Genomic DNA, 22,677 nt, shown 5'->3' with positions numbered 1-22,677 from the left:
CCTTCTACACATGGAAAAATCCACAGTAGATGAAATAAGAGCACGTTTTGATCAAGATGTTGAACGATTTTCCAATTTGGAAACTGGCCAGTTAAGTACCATCGATGCTCAGATTTCTTTAGAATTGATTACAGAAGCGGCTAAAAGGTTAACTCCAAATGCCACAAATCTTTTGGACGTTGGTTGTGGAGCTGGAAACTATACGTTAAAAATGCTTTCAAAACTACCCACACTAAACTGCACGCTGCTAGACCTAAGTCTTCCAATGTTACAAAAAGCAAAAGCTCGAGTAGGTGAAATAGCGATGGGTAAAATCAGAATCGTTCAGCAAGATATCCGAAAGGCAAAATTAGAGGATCATGGATTTGACATCATCTTAGCAGGAGCAGTTTTACATCACCTACGGGATGATGAAGACTGGGAAGAGACATTCACAAAGCTTTATTATCTCTTAAAGCCTGGAGGATGTTTAATGATTTCAGACTTAATCACCCAGGAGAATCCTATTTTGGATCAGTATATCTGGGAACGCTATCGTGATTATCTGAAGAAATTAGGTGGAGAAGAGTATAGTCAGAAGGTATTAGACTATATAGCCAAGGAAGATTCACCAAGGTCTATGAGCTTTCAATTAAATTTGATGAAAAAAGTTGGATTTAGCAGCACCGAAATCCTGCACAAAAACATGTGTTTCGGTGCATTTGGGGGGATTAAATAAGTAGTATGAACTTTTAATAATAAACAATCATGGAAGCTTGTAGGCTTGTCTGGCTAATAGTTTCCATTTTCCTTTTTCTTTCTTCCAAACTAACATCACACCTATTTTTATGGGATTCACTTTATCGCCATCTACTAGATTTGCAACTAAGTAATGGCGGACAATCCCCACATTTTTATCGACCATAATTTCTTGGTTTTCAAAACTAGCTGAAGCAAAGTCAGATTTACCTGAAACAAGCGCATCAATAAATTCTTCTTGGTTTTCAATCAGGCCACCTGAATGTCCATAGGTCAATGATGTTGAACTCAGTTCTTTTAGTTCATCTTCTGTCGGGTCAACAAGTGCCAGTCTAAGTTTTTCAACTTGCAATTCAAGGTCTTTTTCAGATTGGGCATAAATCGCAAAGACAGATAGAAAAAATATAAAGGTTAATAAGAATTTCATCATGATTAAAGTCTTTAATTCTTCAGTTAATTATATGCGTTTAAACTTATTTCAAGTTGACTTTGAGGCACTCTTAATTTTCATTTTCGATTGGTTTTTTATGCCAATAAGAAGCCAAAATAGATCCGCTGACATTCATAAATGGACCGAATACCGCAGGTGCTAAACCTACAGTTGCGATTTTCCCCATTTCTTTGGCAATTCCAGAGGCAAGGCCTCCATTTTGCATTCCTACCTCTATAGCAATAGTTCTACAATCCCGCTCGCTAAGTTTGAATAATCTACTTGCCCAATAGCCAAGTACATAACCGGCAAGATTATGTGAGATAACCATAATTATCAGAATCGGCCCAATATCCAGCAAGCTATCTCTTCCAGCTGCCACGATTATCACCAAAATCAATGCAATTGCAGCCATTGAAATAATTGGCATTAAATCATCCAGCCATTTGGACTTCCCTTGCAAGAAATAATTAAAAATCAAACCCGCACCAATTGGAATAATAACCATTTTCACGATGCTAAACATCATATCTACCACATCAATCGCAATAAATTCTCCGGCAAGCCATCCCATTAAAAAGGGAGTAACCAAAGGAGCCAATAAAGTAGTAATCGAAGTTACAGTGATAGAAAGAGCGAGATTCGCTTTTGCCAAATAGCTCATAACATTGGAAGCCATCCCACTTGGGGAGCACCCGATTAAAATCATTCCAGCAGCAATTTCAGGAGGAAACCCACTTAGTTTGGCCAAAGCAAATCCTATAAATGGCATAATTGAAAACTGACAAAAAACCCCTATTAATACTCCCTTGGGCATTTTGACTACCCCCAAAAAATCCTTCACACTCATGGAAGTCCCCATTCCAAACATGATCACCTGAATCAAAGGAACTATCAACTCACTGAATTTAAAATCTTTGTATTCTATAAAGTATTGAGGGAAATATAATGCAAGAGTCACTGATCCAAAGATCATCATAGAATAGGCATAACCCTTCAGTTTCGGGGTTCCCAAAAATGCGATTGCACAAATAAAGAAGAAACCTATCCACAGAAATCCAGCTTGTGAAATGTCTGAGAAAAGACTCACAGCTAAAGCTGCGATGAATAGGACTACAGACAATATGGATAAGGTTTTAGTAATTTTTGGATTCAAAATATCTGTGTTTTTGATAAAAGCTTTTTTTTGAAAATAACCCGAAAACTAGCTATTAAACAAGTTCTCGGGTCAACAACAGGTAAAATAGGTCTTTAACTGTAAGTTCTGTCGTGTGAACGTTTTTCGTTCCACATATCAGTAGGTGCAAAATAAGATTGGTCCGAAGGATGCAAATGAGCCTTTACTACCTCCTCATTTAATTCAATTCCTAGGCCAGGTGCATCCAAAGGAACCGGTGCATATCCTTTATCAATCATTTTTCCTCCACCAGTCATTGTCACCAAATCTTCCCACCAAGGAACATCTACTGAATGATGCTCCAGCGCAAGGAAATTTTGCGTAGCTGCAGCGCAGTGAACATTTGCCATAAAAGAAACTGGTGTTCCTGCTTGATGCATTGCCATTGCAATTCCTTTTTCTTCCGCATAATCTGCGATTTTCTTGGTCTCTAAAAGACCTCCTGAAGAAGCTAAGTCAGGATGCACAATATCTACAGCATGATTATCGATCAAATCTTTGAAATACTGAAGCAAATAAATATCCTCTCCCGTGGTAGTTGGCGTATTTAGTGCTGTGGTAATGGTTTTATGTTGCTCCCACATTTGCCAAGGCACCATATCCTCCAACCAAGCTAGCCTGTATTTATCCAGGGCTTGGCCCAATCTGATGCAATTATTTAGATCAAAATGTCCGTAATGGTCTGTAGAAAGAGGAATTTCATATCCCACCATTCCCCTCACATGATCCACAATCTTGGCAAGTTCATCTAGCCCTTTTTCTGTGATTTGAACACCAGTGAATGGATGCGCTGTATTTGCATAAGACATATAGCCTCCTTGCCATTGACTTTTCCCTTGTTTAAAAATTTCTTGGTTGACAATACAGCCTGGAATATCCATGATTTCACCTATGGAAACATCCATTTTTAGCCAGGTATAACCCTGCTCTTCTGTTCTATATTTGATCAGCTTCATCTGCTCCTCAGGCGAACTTGCTTCCGGTGTATCTGCATATAACCTGACAGAGTCTCTGTATCTTCCACCCAACAATTGCCAAGCGGGAATATTGTATGCTTTCCCACAAAGATCCCATAAAGCCATTTCTACCCCACAAACTCCTCCTGCCTGACGGGATTGCCCCCCAAACTGCTTGATGATTTTAAAAATCTTCTCCACGTTACAAGGATTCTCTCCCAAAATTCGGCTTTTCAGCATCAGGGCGTACTTAGGATCTGCCCCATCTCTTACCTCTCCTAGCCCATAAACTCCTTGATTTGTATCAATTCGAAGTATAGCAGTTCCACCCATTACAGCAGTATGCGCATAACGTAAATCTGTAATTTTTAAGTCCGATGGTGCTGAGGCCCGGCGTACATTTTTAGTTGTCTCAGCAATTGTATCTTCTATACCAAGTCCCATTAAAGCGGTTAAACTCAAACCACCTAAGGCAGTTTTCTTTAAAAAATCCCTTCTATTATCCTTGGTCAAGGGATTGTCTATTTCCGCTTGGCGTTGAGCGATGTATTGCTGCTCGCGGATTTTATTTTTTTCAATCAGATTTTGTAGGGTACTTTTCATAGTTTCTTGGGTAATTGTTTCTCAAAAATTTTAGAATATCTGAAAATCCAAGCTGATTAAAAGGGGTTTACAAAAGCCAAAAAGCTTCTTTAAACTCAATAATTTCTTTCTTTCAGATAGTTATCCAACTCTTCTTTTGTCATTGGAAGTTTTCCTGGATAGTTATTCAACCAATCCAGAAAGTCTTTTTTGATCTCTTCAGTCCATTGGCTATCTATTTGGCCTGCCAGATATTTACCTTCACGAAGTCTTTGGTGACCAAACTCATCTCTCAACCCAGTGACTTCAGAGGTCAAAACCAGCTCCTCCACCAAATAGGCCGGAATAAATATTACTCCATACTTTTTGGCCAATACTATATCTCCTGGCAGCACTGTTGCTCGACCAATTCTAATTGGGTTATTGATTGAGGTAAGCATCATCTGCTGTATGTAAGAAGGATCTTGTCCTTTAATCCATGCATTGAACCCCTCGATTTCAGAAAGACCTTCTTGATCCCTTACTGAACCATTGAAAACTACCCCGCGCTGAGATTTCGCAAAAATTGCATTTCCAAGATTATCACCTATCAGAGTTCCATCGACAATTTTCCCATAACCATCTGCTACATAAACATCTCCATTCGTCAGGATATCAATCGGCCAGGAATTAGTTCCACCATTCGGTGACCTTCCTTCTTTTTCCACTCCTTGATCTTTGACCTGCTTTTCCAGATCCGGTCTTAGGGGCATGTATTGAGCCGTCACAACGCGGCCTGTCATCGTCTCCTCTGGAATCATGATTTGCCAGTTTCCTTCGTATTGGTTTTGATAGCCTTTATTACGTAAAACACCCCAAGCTTCTTCTATGGAAATGTTTTTCAATCGTTCCAAAATAGAATCGGAAACTTTTGGCCTTCCATCAGGAAATCTCTCTCCTGTCCATTGAGATGTCAGTGCTTTGATGTATTCTGGAGAGGCTCCAACATTTTGAGCCTTTATTTTACCCGAAGAAAACAAAAACAAACAGGTAAAAAACAGCATACAAAAAGATGATTTTTGTAGAGTTCTAGGGTTCATGGGTATGATAGGTTTATTGATTAATTTTCCTAACTAAGATTAGGGGTGTATTCATTATTCAAAGAATGGGATCTCTGGAACTGCATATTTTTTCATGCCTTCCTCGTTGATCTCGACTCCAATTCCCGGCTTTTCTGAAAGGGTGATAAAACTATTTTCAGTTCTTGGCCCATCGTAAGTCACGATGTCTTTCCAAAGATCATCCTTATCCATATAGATCTGCCATTCCATGATTTGGAAATTGGGAACTGAAGCACAAACATGGCAACTGGCCATGGCTCCCAAAAACGAAGCAACCATATGAGGAGAAAAAGGCACATAATAAAGGTTTGCTAAATTTGCAATTCGCTGTGCTTCCCCTAATCCACCTGCTTTTTGTAAATCAGGCATGATAATATCCAAAGCACCGTCGGAAAGCAATTTGGTAAATCCGTAAGCGAGATAGATATTTTCGCCTGCACAAATCGGTGTACTCGTTTCTTGTGTGATATGCTTATATACTTCAGGGTTATCTGCTGGCACTGGTTCTTCCAACCACATTAAATTCAAAGGCTCGTACATTTTCGCCATTTTCATTCCGGTTACCGCATCATACCTGCCATGCATATCCACGCAGATATCAATGTTCGACCCAACTTCCTCCCTTACTGCTGCGATTGCATTGTACATTCGATCTATCTCGGCAGGGCTAGCGGTCCAGTTAAAGCGATCATATTTGTTGGGATCTCTTCCATCATCTACATCAAATTTTACCGCATTATATCCCCGAGAAACAGCATCTCTTGCCGCTGTAGCATAGTTTTCAGGTGTTGGATTTCTAGAAGTATAAAGGGCGGTATCGCAGTAAACACGGATTTTATCCCGGAATTTTCCTCCCAGAAGTTGATAAACCGGAACATTGAAAACTTTTCCAGTAATATCCCAGAGTGCTGTTTCAATGGCTGTCAATACAGCTACAAAAACACCGGACTGGGCACCTGCAAAAAAGGATCCTTTTCTTAGCTGCTCAGCTAATCGGTTTGGATTTAGTGGATTTTGACCTTTAAGCTGATTTCCTAATCTTTTAACTAAGTAATATGAACCATGGATAGCATCCACTGCTTCCCCGCATCCCCAAACATCTTGGTTGGTATATACTTTTACATAGACAGCGCCACGTACAAATCCGCATTTAACATCTGTGATTTTAAGATCTGTGGGATTGGAATAATTATTTTGTCTTTGAACTGCTGCCTGTAATCCTGAGCCAAAATTTGTTAAAAGACCAGCTCCGGTTAGCCCTAAAGCTGCTCCTTTTTGTAAAAAAGATCTTCTTGATTTTTTATTGTCCATAATAGAAGTTGAGTTTATTTGATGCTTACCAGGTTCTTTTCTTTAAGATTTCCTGTATCTGCTCTCTAGCAATCGGTAATTCATCGATATGATCATTTAGCCATTGTGAAAAATCTTTTTCTATTTCATCGGACCAACGGGTATCAATTTGCCCAGCAGTGTATTTCCCTTCTCTTATTCTCTCGTGACCAAACATATCTCTCAGTCGTACTACCTCTGAAGTAACTACAACTTTCTCAGCTAAATGAACAGGAATAAAGGATACTCCACCATCTCTACCTAGTACTACGTCTCCAGCCATTACAGTTACTTGGTGGATTCTAGTCGGTTTATTGATCCCAATCAACATGGTGTTCAAATCCCCAGGCTGATTATGGTGGGATGGATGATAACTGGAAACATAGGAAGTAAAAGACCCAATTTCTTTAAGTCCAACAATATCCCGGATTGCTCCATCGTAAACTATTCCGTTTCCGGATTTGGCATAGATTGCATTTCCTACATTATCTCCAATAGTAGGTCCTCCATTATGAATCCCAAACTGATCCACCACATACACATCTCCGGGTTGTAATAAATCAACCGGCCATGAATTTTGGCCTCTCTTACCTTCTTTTTTACCACGTTCATCGATAGCATCATGAATATCTGGTCGCCCAGGCATAAAAGTTGCCGTCAATGCTCTTCCTACCAATATACTATCGGGATTGATTGTCAGTCCCCAACCATCGGCATATTGATAACGATACCCTTCATTTTTCATCACTGCCCATGCTTCATCATGAGTTACTTCTTTCATCCTCCTAAGGATATCATCAGAGACTCTTGGTCGACCATCTTCAAATCTATCACCGGTCCACTTTTGGGTCAAAAAGAGCATCTCCTCTTTAGAAATTTGCTGAGCAACTACACCAAAAAATACAAAAAGGCATAAGGAAAGAGTAATTGTAAAATTCTTGATCATAATCATGCTTTTTTTTAATAAAATGAGGCTTAGTATAGACCAAACCCATCAGAACACTTTCTTTTTCACCAAACTTTAGAAGCTAGGTTATCAGGGCCTTGAGAAAAGATCCCGGCTCCTAAGTTTTTTGAATTTACTGAATTTTCTGAATTTGGGTAAGTCAATCTGTTAATATAGTCTACCTACTTTCAAGTAAAAGAACTGGGAATCAAAATTGGAAAATCAGATCTATGACATTTTGCAAATACCTATGGCCCTATTTTAGGCTAGAAATTTCCTGTTCAATAATTATATTCTCGATAAAATTTTAGCCTGAATAATTTTCATAATTCACTTCAAGGTTTGTGAGAAACCTTTTTTCTGTTTCGATCTCTGACAAAAAGGCTTAATAAAAAATGCTTTACAGTTTCAATTTTAGAAAATGGCTCTGATCTATTCTATTGATAAGCGACTAATTCTTAAATACAACCTAAACTTAATCCATATTCGGAAGTACATACTTTGCAAAGATTTATGATTATTAGTAACCCAATTACCCTAAAGCCCCTGCAATAAAGAATCCTGCATAGGTACCTAAGGCATTTCCCAAACTACCAACCAAAATTCCAGGAATTAGTAAGTCAGGTCTATTTAAACTCTCTGCTGCTGCTAGGGCAGTTGTATTTCCTCCAACATTCGCTTGAGATGCAACTGTTATTACATCCCAATCAATTTTTAAAATTGCTCCCAAACCATAAATGACCAAACCATGGATTAGCATTAAAATACTGACAAAAAGTATCAGCGTACCAGCTAGATCACCAATTCCAGATAAAGTTTTAAAATCACAGAGTGTTCCGATAACAGCTAAAAAAATAAGAATCAAAAAGAAACCAATGGTATGTGTTCCTTTGACCTTTTGAATCATAGGAAATTGAGCCAAAATCAGTGCTAATGTGGTCAAAGTGATTATTTCAGGGATCTGGGGAACATAATAACTCAAAGCTTTTGAGATCGAAATTGCTAAAAATGCCATACCAAAAATTGTAGCCAATGATCCTATTGATATTGACTCTTGTGTTTTTATCTCTCCTATTTCTCCACTGGGTGGTAAAATCTTTTTTCTAGGCAAAAACTTTTGAAGGTATTTAGGCAAAAGTAAGGTAATCACGATCCAAGGAGTCCCAATAAGATTATCTACTACCGTTGTGGCTGCAAACAAATCAGCATTTTCATTGACTTGATAGGAAAGAGCCACTGCATTAAAATTGATACTTCCCCCAATATATGTCCCTGTGTACATTCCTGCTATTGCATTTGCCAATGGACCAATTTTTATTTCCGGATGAACGACAAACCAAGCTATCAAAACACCTAGTATAGTTCCCAATGCACCAATTGCAAACATCAATAAAATCGGAAAACCAGCATTTTTCACACTTTTAAGATCCACATCCAAAAGTGCTATAAAAATCCCCATTGGCGCTATATATATGAAAACGCTATCGTAAATAGGATGCCCAGCAGTAGCAGTTGGAATGACCCCAAGGTTTGCTATGATGGCAGTGATAATAATGACTAAAATAGGAGTTCCCAAAGTTCTACCTGCTTTAAACTTAGCTAACCATACTGAAAAAAGTACTGTCATACAGAGCATCCCACTCACGTATATTGGGTCATTAATCCATGTCATCACGGAAAATAGATAAAAAAACAGTCCGAGATTGAATTCCAAGTCTAAAATATATTTAAATTGAATGAAAGCTTTAAAAGTAACAGACTGTTCCGATCAGTGATTTTATTGAAATTATTGGATCTAGGAATTTAAGTATGAACTATCCAAATACTCTTTTAAAATGAAAAACCTTTTTTTAATTACACTGCTTTCAGTTTTCTTATTTGCATGTACTCCAGGAGTTTCACCTCCCATTTCATCCGAAATCTCCACTTCTAAGTATACTCCCGGGAAGATTGTATGGCATGACTTAGCTTCACCTGATCCCGAATCATCTGCAAGATTTTATAAATCAGTTTTTGACTGGGATGCTGTTCCTTTTGGGGAAGGAAATGATAAAGTCTGGGTATTTAGAAAAGGTGAAAAACCCGTTGCTTTAATGGCATATTATAAAAGTGAAAATAGTACTGGTGAATGGATCGGTGCCATTTCTGTTCCAGACGTGGAACAAGCATCAATGACTGCCAAAAACAATGGGGGCAAAATCTTGAAAAAAGCAACCAACGTGGATAACCGCGGAGTTATTTCATTTATTCAAGACCCACAAGGAGCTCATATTTCACTTATTAAATTAACGAACGGAGACCCTGAAAATAAACCCGCTGAATTGAATACGTTCTTAGGCCAAGAACTATGGTCTAATGAGCCAAGTAATTCAGCAGATTTTTACACGTCGGTCTTTGGATACACTACTAGTAAGGCAAATAATGCAAAAATTGATTACACAATTTTTAAATACGGTGATCAAAATTGTGCTGGAATGCTTCAAAACCCAGCATCCAACGTACGTTCTCATTGGGTACCCTACATCAGAGTTGCCGATGTAAATGCAACAGTAGAAAAAGCCAAAAGTGCTGGAGCTCAAGTACTAATAAGTCCTAGCCCCGATATAAGAAATGGTTCTGTCGCTTTGCTTTTGGACCCTACAGGTGCTCCTTTAGCTGTCCAAGTTTATAACCCTTAAATCTAGAAACCATGTTCAAAAAAACATTAATTATAGCTTCAATTATTTGTATGGCTCTATTTCTTCATAGCTGTTCAAACATGCATTTGTCAGGCGGAGTGGGGATGAATTTTTCAGGAGGACCTTACGGAGTAAAAGTAACCCCATCTATGAATGTTGGATTGTATGGAGGAGGTTACCGTTGGTAGGACCATTTTGATTAAACTTCTTTTTCAAAACTTCCTTCAACTCAGAATCCATCCGGGAAAGATCAAGAAAGGGAATTTGCATCGAGCAATTTGGCTAATTGTAGACTGAGATTATTCCTGGAATATTCATTAATTCTAGTAGAATTTGAAGCTTTGTCTTCACCTTCAAATAATTTTCTGAGGCGAACTTGAATTTCCACATGGTTATGATGAGAAATTACTTTTTCGGCTCCACATTTCTCTAATATATCAGAAGAATCTCCGTTCGGATCACCTAACGCAATAACAGGAATCCCCGTAGCTAGATATTCAAACAACTTCCCCGGAATATTCCCTTGAGCATTTTTAGTATTGGTTAGAATTAAAACTAAAGCGTCTGCTTTTTCATAAAAACCAAAAACTTCTTCATGGGAAACATATCCAACCAAATGAACATGTTGCTTTAACCAAGAATCGGCCGCTATTTGTTCTTGGACAGAATCACTTACCCTGCCCACAAAAGTAAAAGACACATTCTCCTTACGAGGCTTAAATTCCTCCTTCATCGCTTTTAACAAAGGCATTGGATTTCGGATAGAATCTATGATCCCTGAGTATACAAGATTTAATTGTCGAGGCTTCTTTTTCACTGGTTTAAAGCCTTCAGGAATATCTGAAGGGTCAAATCCATTTGTCAAAAGTTCAATTTTCCTAGGAACGATTTTCTTTAAATCTTTTTGAAAAGTAGGTGAAATGGTGGTAATAACATCAGCTTCTTTCAATACCGTTTTTTCCAGATCGGAATGCCTTTTTCTTACAATGGCTTGCATGGGAAGCTTATCTAAAAATTCCCATTGAGACCAAGGGTCACGGAAATCAGCCAACCAACTTATGCCTGTTTTTCGCTTCAGATCTCTTCCTATTAAATGCATGCTATGAGGAGGCCCGGTAGTAATGATTGCCTGAAACTGTCCACTTTTCACCAAATCCATCAAGAATTTCACGGATGGTTTAACCCAAAAAACTCTTGGGTCAGGAATAATCAGATTTGCTCTGAGCCATATTGCAGCCTTTTCAATCCAACCTTGCTCTTTCTGCTCCAAAACCCTACCTGGATGTGTTTTCTTTTTTCCCCGAATTTTATTCAGAAGTTGGTAGGGTTCCCAAATCGGAAACTTGATCACCTCTAAATGCGGAGAAACCTCATCTAAAAGAGTTTCATCTCTCAAGTCAAAATCAGGGTTTTCAGGAGTAAATATGACTGGTTCCCATCCTGATTCAGGAAGGTATTTAGCAAATTTCAGCCACCGCTGAACACCACTCCCTCCACTTGGGGGCCAGTAATATGTGATAATTAAAACTCTTTTTGACATAGAAATAGACAAGATAATAAGAACAATGAATGAACTAACATTCCAAAAAAGAAAAGAAAAAAGGGAAATGGTCTCCCAAATCCCTTTCTAATATATCCTTTTCAAGTTATTCTCCTTGTGCTAAAGAATATCCTCTCACACCATCAAATGTATAGAGATGCTCTGTTTTAATAAAATCAAAGCCAAGTTCTTGAATTTGCTTTAGTAGAGCTAAAACCATGTCATGGGTAATCACCTTTTGATCAGCTGTTTTAAATCTACATCTCCAGTGATCTGTACAGAAAGTCTCTCTCATGCCTTCTGGAAAAACCTTTACTCCTCTATTGGTGATCAATTGTAATTGTAGCCCATCTACATTGGCCTTTCTTAATCTTTCACCAATTACATTGAAATCCCTATTATTCTCATCCCAATCGATGAAAACATCAACACCTATTAGTTCTTTCTTTTCTTTTTTCTTTGGAGATAGGGTGATTTTCATTGGTTCAGTATCCTCTTTATCATAGACTACTGGAGTCATTTTTGTAGGCTTTTGTCCCAATCTATCAATTACAGCTTGAGCAAACTCTTCAGTTCCTACCTTTTTTGAGGATAATCCCTCCTGATAAATATCACCTGTATGTATTCCATCTTCCAAAGTTTTCATCCAGGCATTTGAGATTTTCTCGGCCATTTCCGGCATACCAATGTGCACGAGCATCATAACGGCACCGTTTAATAATCCAGATGGGTTTGCAATACCCATTCCTGCGATGTCAGGAGCTGATCCATGAATAGCTTCAAACATAGCTACTTCCTCTCCAACATTCGCAGAACCTCCCAAACCAACTGATCCAGTAACTTGAGCGGCGACATCAGAAATGATATCTCCATAAAGGTTCAATGTTACGATCACATCAAAAATTTCAGGTCTTTCAGCTATCAGAGCTGTTCCAATATCAATGATTTTATGGTCATTTTCGATTTCAGGATATTCCTTAGCAATTTCATCAAATTTCTTATGGAAAAGTCCATCAGCCAATTTCATGATATTATCCTTGGTCATACAAGTCACTTTCTTTCTACCGTTTTTCTTGGCATACTCAAAAGCATATCGGATAATTTTTTCTGATCCAGGTTCAGAAATCAATTTCAAAGTCTGGTAGACTTCTTGGGTTTGTCTATGTTCAATTCCGGCGTAAAGATCTTCCTCATTCTCTCTTACGATAACCATATCAGTCTTTGGGAAATGAGTGCGCACAAAAGGAGAAAATGCCCGACAAGGACGCACATTCGCAAAAAGGCCAAAAGACTTTCGAGTAGTTACATTCAGGGATTTGAATCCTCCACCCTGGGGCGTTGTAATAGGTGATTTTAAAAATACTTTGGTCTCTCTGAGAGATTTAAACGCGTTTGGATCCATTCCTGAAGAAATACCCTTCAGGTAAACTTGTTCCCCAATTTCGATAACATCGTATTCCAATTGAGCTCCAGCAGCCTCGAGGATTGCCAATGTAGCTTTCATGATTTCGGGTCCGATCCCGTCACCATAGGCCACTGTGATTTTTCTTTTTGAAGACATAGTATATATAATAGTGGATATAGTTAAAACTGATTTTTCACAAAAGTAATAAAAATGGTGAAGGGAATTTTGGGATTGAAAAATTTAGATGATTTAATAGGTGTAAAACAAATATATTCAGGCAGTTACCATTAATTCTATTATTTTTCTAAGTCACAAAATTTGGGATTGACTACCCTGCTTGTATATTTGTTTTAAACAGATCTACGTTTTATGGCTGAGTACAATAATATTCTGACCGAAGTAAAGGAAAGCATTCTCTATTTGACCGTGAATCGGGAGGAGAAAATGAATGCATTAAATTTTGCTACACTGGAGGAGTTAAAAGCAATATTCGAGGAAGTTGCTGACAGCAAATCAATAAAAGCAGTTATTATCACAGGGGCCGGTGAACGAGCTTTTGTGGCAGGAGCCGATATCAGTGAAATTGCTGAATTAAATGAGGTAAATGCTCGGAAATTTGCTGAGAATGGTCAGGAAATTTTCAGTATGATTGAAAACCTTCATAAACCAGTAGTAGCAGTAACTAACGGGTTTGCGCTCGGAGGAGGTTGTGAATTAGCCATGGCATGTCATATGAGAATTGCTACAGCCAATGCTAAATTTGGTCAACCGGAAGTAAATCTTGGAATCATCCCCGGATATGGAGGTACTCAGAGATTGACTATTTTGATCGGCCGAGGAAAGGCTAATGAACTTATGATGACCGGTGATATGATAGATGCAAATGAAGCACTTTCACTCGGTTTGGTAAATCATGTGCTACCTACCAAATCAGATGCGCTGGATAAAGCAGAGGAACTTGTTAAAAAAATAGGAAGTAAAGCACCTTTGGCAATCGGCATGATTATAGATTGTGTTAATGCTGCTTACTTATCAGATGAAAATGGATTCCAAACTGAAGCGAACAGCTTTGCCAGATGTGTCAAGTCAGGAGACTATAAAGAAGGGACAACTGCATTCCTTGAAAAAAGAAAACCAAATTTCAAGGGAGAATAAATCCGATTCTCTCTTATGAGTAATCTTAAAAACCTTGCCAGCCAAACTGCAGTTTACGGACTTAGCAGTATTCTGGGAAGGTCCATCAACTTTTTACTTATTATTGTTTACACAGCCTACCTGAGTAAAGAGGATTTAGGAGCTTTTACGGGTATCTATGCCTTAATTGGTTTTTTGAATATCATCTTCACCTATGGGATGGAGACGGCATTTTTCAGATTTTCCACAGGAAAAAACCTAGATCCAAAAAAAGTTTATAACAATTCTCAATCATTACTATTAACGAGTTCTCTTATTTTAGGATCATTCCTTTATTTGGGAGCTCCACTTTTAGCGGATTGGATGGACTATCCGGGTCAAGCCTATTTATTCAGGTGGTCAGCATTATTATTGACTTTTGACGCAATTTTAGCGATTCCTTTCGCAAAACTTCGTCTAGATAATAAAGCATTTACTTTTGCTGGGGCAAAAATCCTAAACATCTTGTTGAATGTAGGATTCAATCTAATATTCATCATTCTAATCCCTTATTTGATCAGCAATGATTTCATTCAAGATGGGTTTTGGGGTTACCGGAATGATTGGGGAGTTGAATACATTTTATTAGCAAATCTTTTTGCAAATGGATTGATAGTACCATGGGTTTGGTGGAAAGCTGGAATGTTTCAATACCAATTAAACAGTACCATCATTCGCCCCATGTGGAAATACTCATTGCCTCTTCTTTTCATGGGTTTGGCAGGCGTCACAAACGAACTTATTTCTCGATTATTATTTGAATACCTACTTCCCGAAAATTACTTTAGTGGACTTTCAAGCCGGGAAGCAGCAGGGGTTTTTGGGGCTAATTTTAAATTGGCAATCTTAATGAATTTGGTAATTCAAGCATTTAAATATGCTGCAGAACCTTTTTTCTTTAAAAAATCATCGGATAAAAACTCACCCATCCTGTACGCTAAAGTGATGCATGCATTTATTCTTTTCTGTACTATTCTAATGATTGCCATTTCAGTTAATCTTCATTGGATAGGTCCTTTATTTCTCAGGAGACCAGGATATGAAGAGGGGCTGTTTATTGTACCAATTTTATTGATGGGCTATCTTTTATTAGGTGTTTATTTCAACCTATCCATTTGGTTCAAAATCACAGATCAGACTAAATACAGCTTCTGGATTACTCTAATTGGGGCATTGGTTTCAATAGCAATAATCTGGGCTCTAGTTCCTATTTGGGGCTTTTTCGGAGCATCTTTAAGTACCTTAGGGTGTTATTTAATCATGTGCGTTTTATGTTACTCATATGGACAAAAATTTTATCCGATTCCTTATCAAACAGGTAAGGATATCTTTTTCCTTATTTTGGCATTTTTAATTAGTTATGCAGGGTTTTATTTAGAATTAGGGAGTCCCATGCTTAGTTTTTTATTAAAAAACAGCTTGATTCTATTATTTATGGGAATTATTTGGGTCTTGGAAAAAGACCAACTTAAAACTTATTTTAAATCTAACTCTGAGCCGAGGTAGATTTTTTTTCATCTATTGGGATCAATTTTGACAGAAAGTCGTTATTCTTTTAATATTCAAATAGACAGAAAGTCATTTGAGTTATATCCTTACCTCATTTACCTGCCAAATTGCATAAAAGGCATTATGTTTGTACCCGTTTGACGAAGCCCCTTATTACCTGTGATTTTCAATAAATTCCTTATTATATCGATTTTCCTGTTTTTAACCTCATTTGTTGGGATAGCACAGGAAAAACTTTCCAAGAAAGAGAGAAAGGCTCAGGAGACTGAGGCAAAAGGCACCCGTTATTTCATTGAAGGCGAGAAATATCTGGTTCTTGGTGAATTAGATAAAGCCTATTTTTATCTACAAAAGGCCTTGGAATTTTCACCGGAAGAGCCTGCGATCAACTACAAAATCGCTGAAGTGTTATTACGAGGTAATAAACCTGAGAAAGCACTTCCATACGCCGAAAAAGCGACAAACTTAGAAATTGAGAATAAATACTATGCTTTAATGGTAGCTGAAATCTATTCAGATCTGAAGCAACCTTTGAAAGCCGCGGAAATACTAGATAGATTAACCTCTGATGGGGAAAATAATCAGCAATATAATCTTGATTTAGCATCCATTTATTTAAATGCTGGAGAGTTTGATAAGGCTCTTGTGGTTTTGGATCGAGCTGAGGATTATTATGGAGTAATGGAACCTATCACAACTCAAAAACAACGAATTTATCTAAGAAAAAACAATCTTGATAAAGCAATTGAAGAAGGAAAACGCTTGATAGAAGCTAAATCAGGAACCCCTGATTATGTAATCAATCTTGTAGAAATCCTATATAATAACAACAGGTTGGACGAGGCTTTAAGCCTTGTTCAAAGTGAAAGCAAGAAGTTCCCAAATCAGCCTGAGCTTCACATGGCCGCCTACACATTATTAAAAGAGCAAGGGAATCGCAAAGCTTCTGAAAACTCAATTATTACCGCATTTTCAAACCCGGATTTAGACCCCGTGGTAGAAGCAAAAGCATTTGAGTCTATTATTAATGAAATGCAGACTTCTGAGAGAGATTCTTTGTTGGATAAACTAGAGTTTTTAATGCTCAAGAATCATCCTCAAGATGCTTCTGTTTTTTCTGTGTTAGGCAAAAGGAGACTGAAAAATGGTGAAAAAGAAGAGGCTTTGGAGTACTTCAAGGAATCGTTGATGATTAACCCAAGCAATGCAGAATTATTAGAACAGGTAATTACGAATTCTTTTGGTGAAAGTGCAGACTTTTCTGAGGTTGAAAAATTCACAATCATGGGTGTTGATGAATTCCCAGAAAGACCAGAATTCTGGTTTTATGACGGTGTTATAAAAAATGCAAGTAAAAAGGATTCCTCAGCAGTAGTTTCACTTGAGAAATCTATGGAGTTGAATGCAGGAAAAAACCTGGGGCTTGATCAGGCTATTTATGGAGCTTTAGGAAATGCTTACTACAACCTTGGAATGAAGGATAAAGCATTCGAAAACTTTGATAATGCTATCAAACTGAATCCGAATGATGAGCAAGTTTTAAATAACTATGCCTATTTTCTATCAATAGAAAAACGTGATTTGGAGAAAGCCAAATCCATGTCAGAAAAAGTTGTTAAAAGATTTCCAAATAATGGCACTTTCCTTGATACACATGCGTGGGTATTATTTCAAATTGGGGATTATGAAGGTGCAAAGAAATATATGGATCTCGCACTGGAGAATGAAGCTGAGCCAAGCGGGATAATGCTGGAACATTATGGAGATATTTTATACCATTTAGGAAGAAAGTCTGAGGCGCTCAGTTATTGGAAAAAGGCTGAAAATAGTCCGGAAGCGTCAGATAAACTTCCACAAAAAATTAAAGAAGGAAAATATCATGAATAAGCTTTTTGCAGGATTTACAGTTCTGTTAGTCTTTGGATTTTTATCAGGCTGCGCTAAAAAAAATGTAGTGTACCAAAGCAATGGAAAAATGGAGGACTTTTCACCTATTTACAATGACTATGGATTTTTATCAGCAAAAGCTAAAATCGTTATTGAGGAAGAGTCCGGAAAAGTCACTCGTGGTTCGTTGAATTTGCGTGCCAAAAAAGACAGTATTTTGTGGTTTACGATTTCACCAGGTTTAGGAATGGAAGCTGTTAGAGGTTTAATTACTCAGGAAAAAATTCAGATAAAAGATAGAATAGGAAAAGAGGATGTTAATCTTACTTTTCAAGAGTTTGAAACCATTTACGGTTTGAAATTATCTCTTGATTTATTTCAAAATATACTTTGGGCAAATCCTCCACTTCCATTTGATTATAAAGACAGACTGGTGAGAGTTGGTAAAGCTTTTGAGCTTACTCAAGTGAGAGACAAGGTTAGATACTTCAGTAAAGTAGATGTTGGTACTAGAAAAGTTTCAGAATTGGTTAGTAATTCTCTAAATGATCGAGGATCCTTATTAGCAAGTTTCCCCAATTTTCAGGAGGTGAATTCACAGCCATTTCCTTTTGAGGTTTTATACAAATTAGCCTATCAATTACCGGAAGGCGGGCAAAACACAATTATTAACATTGAATGGAATTCGATTGACCCTAATTCTGGTCCATTATCTTTCCCATTCAGATTTTGATCTCAATGAGTAGGAAATTCTTTATTATTTCAACAGTAATCTTTTCTTTCTTTTGCCTTATTTTCTCTGAACTTCCAGCTCAAACGAAAAAGACAAGAGAGCATTTAGAGCGTGAAAAAGCTGAGGTTCAGGAACGACTGAAAGAGTTTGACAAAATCCTAAGACAAACTACAGCAATAAAAAAGAATTCTATTGGAGAACTGAATGCTGTAATTAAGAAAGTACAGACTCAGTCAAGATTAGTGAATACACTTGATCGGGAAATAAAACTATTGGATCAAGAAATCCGGGAAACAGAATCCAAAATCAAGAAACTTGAGCAGGAATTAAAAGATTTGAAATCAGAATATGCAAGAATGATCTATAACACTTCCAAGCTAAATCGAGGACTATCCATAGTTTCTTTTGTCTTCAGTTCTGGTAGTTTTAATCAGCTATATATGCGGTTAAAATATTTGAAGCAGTATACTGATAACCGGAAACAACAGGCAGAACAAATAGAAAAAGTCAGTGTCCAACTTGCTCAAGAGCAGGTTTCTTTGGATGAAAAGCGAGCCGAAAAAGAGAAAGTTCTTGAAGAAGAGAGATTAGAAAAATTAGCACTTGACCAAGCGAGAAAAGAGCAACAGGGCATTGTAAATAATCTTTCGAAAAAAGAAAAGGATATTCAAAAACAAATTGCCGAAACAAAAAAACAACAGGACCAACTAAACCGTATGATAAAGCAGGTGATCGAAGAAGAGATCAGGCTTGCTGAAGCAGCTGCTAAAAAAACAAATAGTAATACAACAAAAAGTGCGGGAAATAGCATGCCGATGACGCCAGAAGTTGCTGCTCTGTCCAGTTCATTTGCAGGAAATAAAGGCAGACTCCCTTGGCCTGTAGAGACTGGATTCATAGCACAGGGTTTCGGAACTTACCCCCACCCTACCTTAAAAGGAATTACAATGGATAGCGATGGGATTGACATTCGAACCCAGCCTAATTCAAACGTAAGGTCTGTTTTTGATGGTACTGTCACTAAAATCACTACAATGCCTGGTTTTGGAGGAACAGTAATTATCAAACATGGCGAATATTATACCATGTATAGTAAGCTTAAAACCATCTCTGTAAAATCAGGACAATCTATCAGGTCAAAAGACGTTATTGGTCAGGTTGCTACGGGTCCAGATGGACAAGCTGAGGTTCATTTTCAAACATGGAAAGGATTGAACGTAATGGATCCGGCGACTTGGATTACGTCCAAATAGTTTAAATTATCGTATATTTATAAATAAAGAATAACTCTAGACCGTTTACTTTGTGTAAGCAGAAGACAGTTATATCTTTGTAACACATTTACCCTTAAACATAAATCATCATGACTACATTGGGTTTCATTCAAAATATGGGCGGTGGTTCAATAGTATTGATAATACTTGTCATCCTCCTTTTATTTGGTGCTAAGAGAATACCTGAATTAGCGCGCGGTTTAGGCCGTGGTATCAGAGAATTTAAAGACGCAACGAAAGATATTCAGAACGATCTCGAAGAAGGACTGAAGGACAAGAAAAAGTAATCCCTTAAGCCAATAGCTTTGGAAAAATTTATTTCATTCGACGAAATCAAAAAATCGCTCGAAAAAAGGGAAGCTAATTGTCGAGAAATCGTCAATCACTATCTTCAAAACATTAAGACGAAGGCGCATTTAAACGCCTTCGTTGAAGTTTATGAGCAATCTGCTTTTGAACAAGCAGATATTGTTGATCAAAAAATTTCAGAAGGAAAAGCAGGAAAGCTAGCTGGAATGGTAGTCGGAATTAAAGATGTTCTTTGCTATTCTGGTCATGAATCCAATGCCTCTTCAAAAATTCTTTCAGGTTTCGAGTCACAGTTCACCACTACAGCAATTAAAAGACTGATTGATGAAGATGCGATAATTATCGGCAGACTTAATTGCGATGAATTCGGCATGGGCAGTTCTAATGAAAATTCCGCTCATGGCAAAGTATTAAATGCTTTAGATGAAAACCGCGTACCAGGAGGGTCTTCTGGAGGTTCCGCTGTCGCCGTTCAGGCAAATCTTTGCACTGCTTCATTAGGAACTGATACAGGAGGTTCCGTTAGACAACCTGCAGCTTTTACTGGAGTAATTGGAATGAAACCTACTTACTCTAGGATTTCCAGATGGGGATTAATAGCATATGCATCCTCTTTTGACACCATAGGTACATTTACCAGAAATATAGAAGATGCCGCTTTATTATTGGAAATAATGGCAGGTCATGACGAATTTGACAGTACATCTTCAAGGAAGCCCGTTCTTCCATTTAGCCAACTTCTTAATTTTGAAAAAAAGGCCAAGATTGCCTATTTAAAAGAAACAATTGAATCAAATTCATTGCAAGCGGAAATTAGAACCAATACGCTTTCAGTTTTGGAAAAGCTTAAAAATGAAGGACATGAAGTTGAAGAAGTGGATTTCCCGTTACTTGATTATATTCTACCTACCTATTATATTCTGACTACCGCTGAAGCTTCTTCAAACTTATCACGTTTTGATGGAGTTAAATATGGGTATAGAAGCCCAAATGCTCATAATTTGGAAAGCATGTATAAGCTAACAAGAAGTGAGGGATTTGGAGAAGAAGTTAAGCGAAGAATAATGCTTGGAACTTTTGTTTTGAGTGCAAGCTACTATGATGCTTATTTTACAAAAGCTCAAAAGGTCAGAAGGTTAATTAAAGATTTTACTGAAAATCTTTTAAATGATTTTGATTATATTATAATGCCAACTACACCATCTACAGCGTTTAAGTTTGGGGATCATAGCGGTGATCCGGTTGCAATGTACTTGGAGGATTTATTCACAGTTCAAGCATCCGTATCGGGAGTGCCTTCGATTTCAATTCCTAACGGAAAAGATCAAGATGGAATGCCAATAGGCTTACAGGTAATCTGCAACTCATTTAAAGAAGCAGAATTATTTGCATTCAGTAATTACTTACGTGATTTCACCTCTTAAAAAGTTATCTACCTATGAATAAAATCTGGAACATATCTTTCATACTCGTAATCTTTGCCAGTTTGATACCCTTGTCTCAGGCTCTTTCGCAGGAGGACGACCAGATTTTAGTAAGTAATTCTTTTTCTCAAGAGGAAGTAATCCCTAATTATCACTATGAATATATCCCTGATTTTACATATGCTGAGGTAGAAGAACGGATTTCCAAAATGGATTCCGAATTGGCTTTTGAACTAAACGATCGGATTTTTTCATTTATTCAATATTTCACTGTTAGAAATAGAGACTATACCAGGATGGTTTTGGCACGAAAAGATCTCTTTTTTGATCTTTTTGATGAAACGCTCAAGAAGCATGAAATGCCAGTAGAAATAAAATATCTTTCAATTATTGAATCTGGATTGGACCCTCAGATTAGATCTCGAGTGGGAGCTGTTGGTTTATGGCAATTTATGCCTGCTACAGGAAGAATGTACAATATGTATGTTAACAATGAGATAGATGATCGAATGGATCCCGAAAAATCTACTGATGCAGCAGCTAAATATTTGAAATCTCTTTATCGCATGTTTGGTGACTGGGAAGTTGCCATGGCAGCTTATAATTGTGGCCCCGGTAATGTCAGAAAGGCAATTCGAAGATCTGGAGGTAAGAAGACTTTCTGGGGAATTTATAATTATCTTCCAAGAGAAACTAGGAGCTATGTTCCCCAAGTACAAGCGATGCTTTATATTTTAAGTCATTTAGAAGAACATAACTTGAATTTAGAGGATCCAACATATTATCAAGTCTCTGAAAAAATCAGATTTGATAGAGCTTTAAACCTTACAAAATTAGCAGAATTGACTGACCTGTGTGTCAAAGATTTGGAAGCCTTAAATCCTTCAATCAGACGTGGAAAAGTTTCTGAAAGCAATAAAAGTATTGCACTAAATATCCCAAAGTCTAAAGCTTCTTTCATAAAACAAAACTTAGCTTGGCTAAGTGATTCTTTGAATAATACCCCTACTACCTATCTCACAGATAATGGTAAACTTGTTTTAGAACCTTTAGAAAGTCAAAAAGAGGAAGTTGAATTAAATGCAATCACTTATAAAGTCCGGTCTGGAGATGTGTTGGGTAAAATAGCATCAAGACATGGTGTAACGGTATCCCAGTTAAAATCCTGGAATAACCTTTATTCAAACTTAATTCGGGTAGGACAAAACTTAACGATCTATTCTGGAAACACGCAAGCCCTTGGCGAAACAAGGACAAATTCTTCCGGGCAACTACTCTATATCGTTCAGCCCGGGGATTCACTTTGGATTATTTCCAGAAAACATGCGGGTCTTACTATAGAGCAAATAAAAAGGCTTAATAATTTAAATAGCAACAATATTAAACCGGGACAAAAGCTAATTATTGGTTAAATCTCTAGTTTGTTTTGATATTTTTATAAATGGGATTTTAACTCATTTTAAATTTTTAAGTAAATCAGAATCCTT

General features: G+C 37.4%; 20 protein-coding genes. 11 read left to right on the top strand and 9 right to left on the bottom strand.

Annotation, left to right across the window (positions count from 1 at the left end; translation table 11 throughout):
- Window positions 1-10: 10 nt before the first annotated feature.
- Window positions 11-718, top strand: a complete 708-nt coding sequence (locus tag AAGF08_RS05600; RefSeq protein ID WP_343510113.1) for a class I SAM-dependent methyltransferase — start codon at window positions 11-13, stop codon at window positions 716-718.
- Window positions 719-745: 27 nt separating this feature from the next.
- Here AAGF08_RS05600 and AAGF08_RS05595 read toward each other — a convergent pair whose 3' ends face one another.
- The 7 genes from AAGF08_RS05595 to AAGF08_RS05565 all read right to left on the bottom strand — a co-directional run bounded on the left by AAGF08_RS05595 (window position 746) and on the right by AAGF08_RS05565 (window position 8,930).
- Window positions 746-1,168 carry a nuclear transport factor 2 family protein gene (locus AAGF08_RS05595; protein WP_343510112.1) on the bottom strand — a complete coding sequence of 141 codons (423 nt, stop codon included), beginning with the start codon at window positions 1,166-1,168 and terminating at the stop codon, window positions 746-748.
- 70 nt (window positions 1,169-1,238) lie between these two features.
- Window positions 1,239-2,324: a bile acid:sodium symporter family protein gene (locus tag AAGF08_RS05590; protein ID WP_343510111.1), complete on the bottom strand. Its 1,086-nt coding sequence runs from the start codon at window positions 2,322-2,324 to the stop codon at window positions 1,239-1,241.
- A 95-nt stretch (window positions 2,325-2,419) separates the two neighbouring features.
- A complete protein-coding gene (locus AAGF08_RS05585; protein ID WP_343510110.1) occupies window positions 2,420-3,904 on the bottom strand; it encodes a mandelate racemase/muconate lactonizing enzyme family protein in 1,485 nt (494 codons plus the stop codon).
- 95 nt (window positions 3,905-3,999) lie between these two features.
- The gene (locus tag AAGF08_RS05580) at window positions 4,000-4,926 is read right to left on the bottom strand and encodes an RraA family protein (protein ID WP_343510201.1); all 927 of its coding nucleotides are present in this window, start codon (window positions 4,924-4,926) and stop codon (window positions 4,000-4,002) included.
- 90 nt (window positions 4,927-5,016) lie between these two features.
- Entirely contained in the window at window positions 5,017-6,294 is a 1,278-nt protein-coding gene (locus AAGF08_RS05575) for a mandelate racemase/muconate lactonizing enzyme family protein (protein ID WP_343510109.1), read from the bottom strand.
- Between the two features lie 25 nt (window positions 6,295-6,319).
- Window positions 6,320-7,258 (bottom strand): RraA family protein, encoded by a 939-nt coding sequence (locus AAGF08_RS05570; RefSeq protein WP_343510108.1) that lies wholly within the window; start codon window positions 7,256-7,258, stop codon window positions 6,320-6,322.
- 532 nt (window positions 7,259-7,790) lie between these two features.
- Window positions 7,791-8,930 carry a DUF819 family protein gene (locus AAGF08_RS05565; RefSeq protein WP_343510107.1) on the bottom strand — a complete coding sequence of 380 codons (1,140 nt, stop codon included), beginning with the start codon at window positions 8,928-8,930 and terminating at the stop codon, window positions 7,791-7,793.
- Between the two features lie 163 nt (window positions 8,931-9,093).
- On the opposite strand from AAGF08_RS05565, the gene AAGF08_RS05560 reads away from it, so the two are divergent.
- Together AAGF08_RS05560 and AAGF08_RS05555 are read left to right on the top strand one after the other, a co-directional pair.
- On the top strand, window positions 9,094-9,936 hold the full coding sequence (locus AAGF08_RS05560; RefSeq protein WP_343510106.1) for a VOC family protein: 843 nt from the start codon (window positions 9,094-9,096) through the stop codon (window positions 9,934-9,936).
- A gap of 11 nt (window positions 9,937-9,947) precedes the next feature.
- Complete coding sequence (locus tag AAGF08_RS05555) at window positions 9,948-10,124, top strand: hypothetical protein (protein ID WP_343510105.1); 177 nt, start codon at window positions 9,948-9,950, stop codon at window positions 10,122-10,124.
- Between the two features lie 62 nt (window positions 10,125-10,186).
- On the opposite strand, the gene AAGF08_RS05550 is transcribed toward AAGF08_RS05555, so the two are convergent.
- Both AAGF08_RS05550 and AAGF08_RS05545 read right to left on the bottom strand, forming a co-directional pair.
- Window positions 10,187-11,476 carry a glycosyltransferase family 4 protein gene (locus tag AAGF08_RS05550; protein ID WP_343510104.1) on the bottom strand — a complete coding sequence of 430 codons (1,290 nt, stop codon included), beginning with the start codon at window positions 11,474-11,476 and terminating at the stop codon, window positions 10,187-10,189.
- Window positions 11,477-11,582: 106 nt separating this feature from the next.
- Window positions 11,583-13,037, bottom strand: a complete 1,455-nt coding sequence (locus AAGF08_RS05545; protein WP_343510103.1) for an NADP-dependent isocitrate dehydrogenase — start codon at window positions 13,035-13,037, stop codon at window positions 11,583-11,585.
- Between the two features lie 213 nt (window positions 13,038-13,250).
- Here AAGF08_RS05545 and AAGF08_RS05540 point away from each other — a divergent pair, with 213 nt between their 5' ends.
- The 8 genes from AAGF08_RS05540 to AAGF08_RS05505 all read left to right on the top strand — a co-directional run bounded on the left by AAGF08_RS05540 (window position 13,251) and on the right by AAGF08_RS05505 (window position 22,602).
- Window positions 13,251-14,036, top strand: coding sequence for an enoyl-CoA hydratase-related protein (locus AAGF08_RS05540; protein WP_343510102.1), 786 nt, complete (start codon window positions 13,251-13,253; stop codon window positions 14,034-14,036).
- Window positions 14,037-14,051: 15 nt separating this feature from the next.
- On the top strand, window positions 14,052-15,560 hold the full coding sequence (locus AAGF08_RS05535; RefSeq protein ID WP_343510101.1) for a polysaccharide biosynthesis C-terminal domain-containing protein: 1,509 nt from the start codon (window positions 14,052-14,054) through the stop codon (window positions 15,558-15,560).
- A gap of 162 nt (window positions 15,561-15,722) precedes the next feature.
- Window positions 15,723-17,450 (top strand): tetratricopeptide repeat protein, encoded by a 1,728-nt coding sequence (locus tag AAGF08_RS05530; protein ID WP_343510100.1) that lies wholly within the window; start codon window positions 15,723-15,725, stop codon window positions 17,448-17,450.
- Complete coding sequence (locus tag AAGF08_RS05525) at window positions 17,443-18,183, top strand: DUF4292 domain-containing protein (RefSeq protein WP_343510099.1); 741 nt, start codon at window positions 17,443-17,445, stop codon at window positions 18,181-18,183. The genes AAGF08_RS05530 and AAGF08_RS05525 overlap by 8 nt, the downstream gene beginning before the upstream one ends.
- 5 nt (window positions 18,184-18,188) lie before the next feature.
- The gene (locus AAGF08_RS05520; protein ID WP_343510098.1) at window positions 18,189-19,436 is read left to right on the top strand and encodes a peptidoglycan DD-metalloendopeptidase family protein; all 1,248 of its coding nucleotides are present in this window, start codon (window positions 18,189-18,191) and stop codon (window positions 19,434-19,436) included.
- Window positions 19,437-19,546: 110 nt separating this feature from the next.
- Window positions 19,547-19,744 carry a twin-arginine translocase TatA/TatE family subunit gene (gene tatA / locus AAGF08_RS05515; protein WP_184492828.1) on the top strand — a complete coding sequence of 66 codons (198 nt, stop codon included), beginning with the start codon at window positions 19,547-19,549 and terminating at the stop codon, window positions 19,742-19,744.
- 18 nt (window positions 19,745-19,762) lie between these two features.
- Window positions 19,763-21,190, top strand: coding sequence for an Asp-tRNA(Asn)/Glu-tRNA(Gln) amidotransferase subunit GatA (gene gatA, locus AAGF08_RS05510; protein ID WP_343510097.1), 1,428 nt, complete (start codon window positions 19,763-19,765; stop codon window positions 21,188-21,190).
- Between the two features lie 14 nt (window positions 21,191-21,204).
- On the top strand, window positions 21,205-22,602 hold the full coding sequence (locus AAGF08_RS05505; RefSeq protein WP_343510096.1) for a LysM peptidoglycan-binding domain-containing protein: 1,398 nt from the start codon (window positions 21,205-21,207) through the stop codon (window positions 22,600-22,602).
- Window positions 22,603-22,677 lie beyond the last annotated feature (75 nt).

Source organism: Algoriphagus sp. SE2 (assembly GCF_039563885.1).
Taxonomy (GTDB): domain Bacteria; phylum Bacteroidota; class Bacteroidia; order Cytophagales; family Cyclobacteriaceae; genus Algoriphagus.
This window is presented reverse-complemented; position numbering and strand designations above follow the sequence as displayed.

Excerpts from the sequence above, each read along its gene's own strand:
- AAGF08_RS05585 (WP_343510110.1), bottom strand. The coding sequence starts at position 3,904 with ATGAAAAGTACCCTACAAAATCTGATTGAAAAAAATAAAATCCGCGAG.
- AAGF08_RS05580 (WP_343510201.1), bottom strand. The coding sequence starts at position 4,926 with ATGCTGTTTTTTACCTGTTTGTTTTTGTTTTCTTCGGGTAAAATAAAG.
- AAGF08_RS05540 (WP_343510102.1), top strand. The coding sequence starts at position 13,251 with ATGGCTGAGTACAATAATATTCTGACCGAAGTAAAGGAAAGCATTCTC.
- AAGF08_RS05535 (WP_343510101.1), top strand. The coding sequence starts at position 14,052 with ATGAGTAATCTTAAAAACCTTGCCAGCCAAACTGCAGTTTACGGACTT.
- tatA (WP_184492828.1), top strand. The coding sequence starts at position 19,547 with ATGACTACATTGGGTTTCATTCAAAATATGGGCGGTGGTTCAATAGTA.
- AAGF08_RS05570 (WP_343510108.1), bottom strand. The coding sequence starts at position 7,258 with ATGATCAAGAATTTTACAATTACTCTTTCCTTATGCCTTTTTGTATTT.
- AAGF08_RS05595 (WP_343510112.1), bottom strand. The coding sequence starts at position 1,168 with ATGATGAAATTCTTATTAACCTTTATATTTTTTCTATCTGTCTTTGCG.
- AAGF08_RS05550 (WP_343510104.1), bottom strand. The coding sequence starts at position 11,476 with ATGTCAAAAAGAGTTTTAATTATCACATATTACTGGCCCCCAAGTGGA.
- AAGF08_RS05520 (WP_343510098.1), top strand. The coding sequence starts at position 18,189 with ATGAGTAGGAAATTCTTTATTATTTCAACAGTAATCTTTTCTTTCTTT.
- AAGF08_RS05505 (WP_343510096.1), top strand. The coding sequence starts at position 21,205 with ATGAATAAAATCTGGAACATATCTTTCATACTCGTAATCTTTGCCAGT.
- AAGF08_RS05565 (WP_343510107.1), bottom strand. The coding sequence starts at position 8,930 with ATGACATGGATTAATGACCCAATATACGTGAGTGGGATGCTCTGTATG.
- AAGF08_RS05600 (WP_343510113.1), top strand. The coding sequence starts at position 11 with ATGGAAAAATCCACAGTAGATGAAATAAGAGCACGTTTTGATCAAGAT.
- AAGF08_RS05545 (WP_343510103.1), bottom strand. The coding sequence starts at position 13,037 with ATGTCTTCAAAAAGAAAAATCACAGTGGCCTATGGTGACGGGATCGGA.
- AAGF08_RS05555 (WP_343510105.1), top strand. The coding sequence starts at position 9,948 with ATGTTCAAAAAAACATTAATTATAGCTTCAATTATTTGTATGGCTCTA.
- AAGF08_RS05560 (WP_343510106.1), top strand. The coding sequence starts at position 9,094 with ATGAAAAACCTTTTTTTAATTACACTGCTTTCAGTTTTCTTATTTGCA.
- AAGF08_RS05525 (WP_343510099.1), top strand. The coding sequence starts at position 17,443 with ATGAATAAGCTTTTTGCAGGATTTACAGTTCTGTTAGTCTTTGGATTT.
- AAGF08_RS05575 (WP_343510109.1), bottom strand. The coding sequence starts at position 6,294 with ATGGACAATAAAAAATCAAGAAGATCTTTTTTACAAAAAGGAGCAGCT.